The organism is Falsiroseomonas oryzae, assembly GCF_027856955.1.
GTDB lineage: Bacteria > Pseudomonadota > Alphaproteobacteria > Acetobacterales > Acetobacteraceae > Falsiroseomonas > Falsiroseomonas oryzae.
In genome coordinates this window covers 1-4,826 of the sequence record NZ_JAPSMD010000406.1, presented here as the reverse complement: position 1 = coordinate 4,826, position 4,826 = coordinate 1, and the positions used below count along the sequence as shown (strand labels likewise).

Below are 4,826 nucleotides of genomic sequence, written 5' to 3'. Positions count from 1 at the left end.
CGCGGCCCGGCTTCCGTGCGCGCGACGCTGCCGGGCAGCCGCTGGCCGGCCCCGACCTGGAGCGCGCCCCGCCGGCCACGCCGGCAGCCGCACTGGAATGGCTGATGCCCTGGCTGCGCGACCGGCTGGCCGGGCGCGGCCTGACGGCGATCGGCCACCGGGTGGTGCATGGCGGGCCGAACCACGCCCGGCCCGCGTTGGTCACGCCGGCGCTGCTGGAGGAGTTGGAAGCGCTCTCTCCCCTCGCCCCGCTGCACCAGCCGCACAACCTGGCGCCGATCCGCAAGACGATGGAGATCTCACCGGGGCTGCCGCAGGTGGCCTGCTTCGACACCGCCTTCCACCGCACCATGCCCGAGGTCGCGCAGGCCTTTGCCCTGCCGCATGCCTTCCTGGCGAAGGGCGTGCGGCGCTACGGCTTCCATGGGCTGTCCTACGAATACATCGCCTCGGTCCTGCCGCGCGTCGCGCCGGCCATCGCCGGCGGCCGCGTGGTGGTGGCGCATCTCGGCAATGGCGCCTCGCTCTGCGCGCTGCGGGACCGCGTCAGCATCGCGACCAGCATGGGCTTCTCGGCGCTGGACGGCCTGCCGATGGGCACGCGCTGCGGCGAGCTGGATCCCGGCGTGGTGCTGCACCTCATGCGCGCGGAAGGCATGGACGCCGACGCGATCGAGGCGATGCTCTACCGGAAGTCGGGCATGCTCGGGCTCTCCGGCGTGTCCTCCGACTTCCGCGACCTGCTGGCCAGCGAGGACCCGCGCGCCCGCTTCGCACTGGAGGTCTTCGTCTATCGCGTTGCGCGCGGCATCGCCTCCCTGGCGGCGGCGCTCGGCGGGCTGGACGGCATCGTCTTCACCGCCGGCGTGGGCGAGAACGCGGCTCCGGTGCGTGCCGCGGTGTGCGAGGCCTGCCGCTGGATGGGCGTGCAGCTGGACGCGACGGCGAACGCGGCGCATGGGCCGCTCATCTCGCAGCCCGGCAGCGCGGTGGAGGTCCGCGTGATCCCCACCGACGAGAACCTGATGATCGCGCGGCACGCCCGCGCGGCGGTGCAGGCGTGAGGACCGCATGAGCACGGACCGCCTTCCCGCCGTCCTCGCAGGCCGCAAGGCGCTGGTGGTCGGTGTCGCCAACGACCGCTCCATCGCGTGGGGCTGCGCGCAGGCGATGCGCCGCGCCGGCGCCGACATCGCGATGACCTACCTCAATGAGCGCGCCCGCCCGCATGTAGAGCCGCTGGCCCAGGCGGTGGACGCCGGCATCTTCCTGCCGATGGAGGCGCGCGAGCTGGCGCAGGTGGATGCGCTGTTCGATACCATCGCCGCGCAATGGGGCCGGCTGGACGTGCTGGTGCACTCCATCGCCTTCGCCCCGAAGGAGGCGCTGCAGGGCCGCGTCACGGACTGCCCGCGCGACGGTTTCCTGACCGCGATGGAGGTCTCCTGCTGGTCCTTCATGGACATGGCACGCCGGGCGGAGCCGCTGATGACGCAGGGCGGCGCCATGCTGACCATGTCCTACCTCGGCGCGAACGAGGTCGTGGACAACTACGGCATCATGGGGCCGGTGAAGGCAGCGCTGGAATCGGCGGTGCGCTACATGGCGACGGAGCTCGGCCCCAAGGGCATCCGCGTGCATGCCGTGAGCCCCGGCCCGCTTGCGACGCGCGCTGCCTCCGGCATCAAGGATTTCGACGACCTGATGGAGAAGGTCGCGGGCCGCGCCCCGGCCCGGCGGCTGGTGACGATCGAGGAGGTCGGCGCCTCCTGCGTGTTCCTGGCCAGCGACTACGCGGCCGCGATGACCGGCGAGACGATCTATATCGACGGCGGCTACCACATCCTCGGATGAGGCGGCCGCCCTGAGGAGAGGCGAGTGATGTTCCGCATACCCGGCGTGACCGACTGGTACGAGTATGCCATCGACGCGACCCAGCGCAGCCTGCTGTACTGGGATACGCTGCGGCAGCGCGGCAACGAGTACCTGGCGCACAACGAAGCAGGCAACCCCGCGCTGCTGAAGTTCGGGCATGAGCTGCTGCTGGACGGCCGCAGCCTGGAGAAGCCGTGCAACTACGCGCTGCTCCGCATCCTGCCGCGCGAGAGCGATCTGCCGACCGATCCCGGGCTGCGGCCCTTCGTGGTGGTGGATCCGCGCGCGGGCCATGGCCCGGGCATCGGCGGCTTCAAGGAGGACAGCGAGATCGGGAATGCGCTCAAGCTGGGCCATCCCGTGTATTTCGTGACCTTCTTTCCCGATCCCGTGCCGGGCCAGACCCTGGTGGACGTGACGCTGGCGGAGGCACGCTTCCTCGAGTTGGTGCGGGCGCGTCATCCGGGCTCCAGCGCCCCCTGCGTGATCGGCAACTGCCAGGCGGGCTGGGCCATCATGGGGCTGGCCGCGGTTCGCCCCGAACTGCCGGGGCCGATCCTGATCGCCGGCTCGCCGCTCTCCTACTGGGCGGGCGCCTCCGGGCTGAACCCCATGCGCTACAGCGGCGGGCTGCTGGGCGGCAGCTGGCTGGCCTACATGGCGAGCGACCTGGGCAACGGGCGCTTCGACGGTGCCGACCTGGTGCTCAACTTCGAATCGCTGAACCCAGGCAACACCTGGTGGTCGAAATACTACAACCTGTTCGACAAGGCCGATACCGAGCCGCCGCGCTTCCTGGAGTTCGAGCGCTGGTGGGGCGGCTACTTCCTGATGAACCGCGAGGAGATCACGTCGATCGTCGACCAGCTCTTCGTGGGCAACAAGCTCGCGCGCGGCGAGATCGCATCGAAGGACGGCCGCTACCGCGTGGACCTGCGCAACATCCAGGCGCCGATCTGCGTGCTCTGCTCCTGGGGCGACGACATCACGCCGCCCCAGCAGGCGCTGAACTGGATCCTCGACCTCTACGCCTCGGACGAGGACCTGATCGCGCAGGGGCAGACCATCGTCTACTGCGTGCATCCGCACGTCGGGCATCTCGGCATCTTCGTCTCGGGCGCGGTGGCGCGGAAGGAACATGCCGGTTTCGTCGAACTGCTCGACCTGATCGAGGCGCTGCCCCCCGGCCTCTACGAGATGACGATCGAGGACAAGCAGCCGGACATGCGGGCCGCGACGCTCGTTCCCGATCGCTACGTGACGCGCTTCGAACGACGCAGCGTCGGCGACATCGCGGCGCTGTGCGGCGACCGCGCGAGCGAAAGGCCGTTCGAGGTCGTCCGCCGCGTCTCCGAGATCAATGCCGGGCTCTACGAGCAGCTCTGGGCGCCGCTGGTGCAGCAGGCGACGACGGAGGCCGCCGCGGAGGCGCGGCGGCGGATGCACCCGCTGCGTGCCCAGCGATGGGCGCTGTCCGATCTCAATCCCCTGATGCAGCCTTTGCCGATGCTGGCCGCGGCGGCGCGGGAGAACCGCCAGCCCTGCCGCGACGACAACCCGTTCCGTATGCTGGAGCGCGAATGGGCCAAGGCCGTGGAGCGCAACCTGGAGGCGGTGGGCGGGATGCGCGACAAGGCGGCGGAGACGCTGTTCCAGGGCCTCTACGCCACGAAGCTGGCAGAGGCGGCCACTGGCCTCGCCGGGGCGCCGCCGGCGCGGCCGCTCGGTGCCGATCCGCTGCGCGTGGAGCTGGCCCACCGGCAGGCGGAGGAGATGGTGGCGCAGGCCGCGACGGGGACGCTGCAGGACGGCGTGGTCCGTCTTCTGCTGCTGCTGCTCGACCACCACGGCGCCATCGACGAACGCGGCGTCCGCGCGCTGCAGGCGGTTCGGGCCGAGTTGCCGGGGCGGCAGCGCGTGACACCCGCCGAGCTGCGGGAGGTGGCGCGTCGCCAGGCGCTGCTGATCCGCGCGGACCGCGACGCGGCGGTGCGCGGTCTCGGCGCGATCTTCGCGGCCTCCAAGGACCGGGCGATCGCGGTCGCGGCGCTGCGCAAGGCCTTCGCGGCCATCGGCGCGGAGATCGACATGACCCCGAACGGCCCGGTCGCGGTGCTGCTGGACGAAGGCGCCAAGGCGCCCGCTTCGGTCTGACCGCGCGGATCCGCGCTGCGCTACCCGGCGCGCAGCGCGGCCGCGGCGGCCTCCACCGAATCCACGATCGCCTGGTAGCCGGTGCAGCGGCAGTAATTGCCCGAGAGGTGGTCGCGGATCGCCTCCCGCGAGGGCGCGCGATCCTGCTGCAACAGTTCGGCCGCCTGCAGGATCATCCCCGGCGTGCAGAAGCCGCATTGCAGGCCGGCATGGGCGACGAAGGCCGCGCGCAGTGCCGCGACCTCGGGGCCCGTCGCCGCCTCGATGGTTTCCACCGCGCTGCCATCGGCCTGCACGGCCAGCACCAGGCAGCCGCGCACCACCGTGCCATCCAGCCGGACATGGCAGGCGCCGCACACGCCATGTGCGCAGCCGACATGGCTGCCGGTGAGGCCGAGCTCGCTGCGCAGCCACTCCACCAGCGTCATGCGCAGCGGCGCGCGGCCGGCGACGGGGCGGCCGTTGACGGTGCAGGCGATCTCGCCGAGCGGTTCGTCAGGCGGCAGCATCGGCACCCTCCAGCGCCCGGCGCAGCAGCACGCGGGCGAGATGCAGGCGGTAATCGGCCGGCGCCTCCACCGAGCCAAGCGGCGCGAGCAGGCCGGACAGCAGCGCGCCGGCGTCCTCGCCAGCGGCCAGCGCCGCTTCCACCGCAGGCAGCCGGCGCGGCGCGGCTTCCACGCCGCAGAAGGCGAGCCGGGCTTCCCGGATGCGGCCGGCCTCGCGGCGCGCCATCATCGCCAGGCCGGCCAGCGCATAGTCGCCGCGACGCCGCGCGACCTCGGCGAACCAGGGCG

At 72.0% G+C, this 4,826-nt stretch carries 4 protein-coding genes and 1 pseudogene; 3 read left to right on the top strand and 2 right to left on the bottom strand.

Translation table 11 applies throughout. The features are described 5' to 3' along the window. The 3 genes from OZN99_RS25615 to OZN99_RS25605 form a co-directional block, all read left to right on the top strand. A partial coding sequence (locus tag OZN99_RS25615) for an acetate/propionate family kinase (RefSeq protein ID WP_408611939.1) occupies window positions 1-1,064 on the top strand: 1,064 nt, incomplete at its 5' end. A 7-nt stretch (window positions 1,065-1,071) separates the two neighbouring features. Beyond that, window positions 1,072-1,854 (top strand): enoyl-ACP reductase FabI, encoded by a 783-nt coding sequence (fabI, locus tag OZN99_RS25610; protein WP_270938064.1) that lies wholly within the window; start codon window positions 1,072-1,074, stop codon window positions 1,852-1,854. A gap of 27 nt (window positions 1,855-1,881) precedes the next feature. Beyond that, window positions 1,882-4,029, top strand: a complete 2,148-nt coding sequence (locus OZN99_RS25605) for a DUF3141 domain-containing protein (protein ID WP_270938063.1) — start codon at window positions 1,882-1,884, stop codon at window positions 4,027-4,029. A gap of 20 nt (window positions 4,030-4,049) precedes the next feature. Here the strand turns inward: OZN99_RS25605 and OZN99_RS25600 are convergent, their stop codons facing one another. Both OZN99_RS25600 and OZN99_RS25595 read right to left on the bottom strand, forming a co-directional pair. Next, window positions 4,050-4,538: a (2Fe-2S)-binding protein gene (locus tag OZN99_RS25600; protein ID WP_270938062.1), complete on the bottom strand. Its 489-nt coding sequence runs from the start codon at window positions 4,536-4,538 to the stop codon at window positions 4,050-4,052. Further along, window positions 4,525-4,826: pseudogene (locus OZN99_RS25595) on the bottom strand (hypothetical protein); the annotation flags it as partial. The gene OZN99_RS25600 and the pseudogene OZN99_RS25595, both read right to left, overlap by 14 nt.

Coding starts and splice junctions, on each gene's coding strand:
- fabI (WP_270938064.1), top strand. CDS start 1,072: ATGAGCACGGACCGCCTTCCCGCCGTCCTCGCAGGCCGCAAGGCGCTG.
- OZN99_RS25605 (WP_270938063.1), top strand. CDS start 1,882: ATGTTCCGCATACCCGGCGTGACCGACTGGTACGAGTATGCCATCGAC.
- OZN99_RS25600 (WP_270938062.1), bottom strand. CDS start 4,538: ATGCTGCCGCCTGACGAACCGCTCGGCGAGATCGCCTGCACCGTCAAC.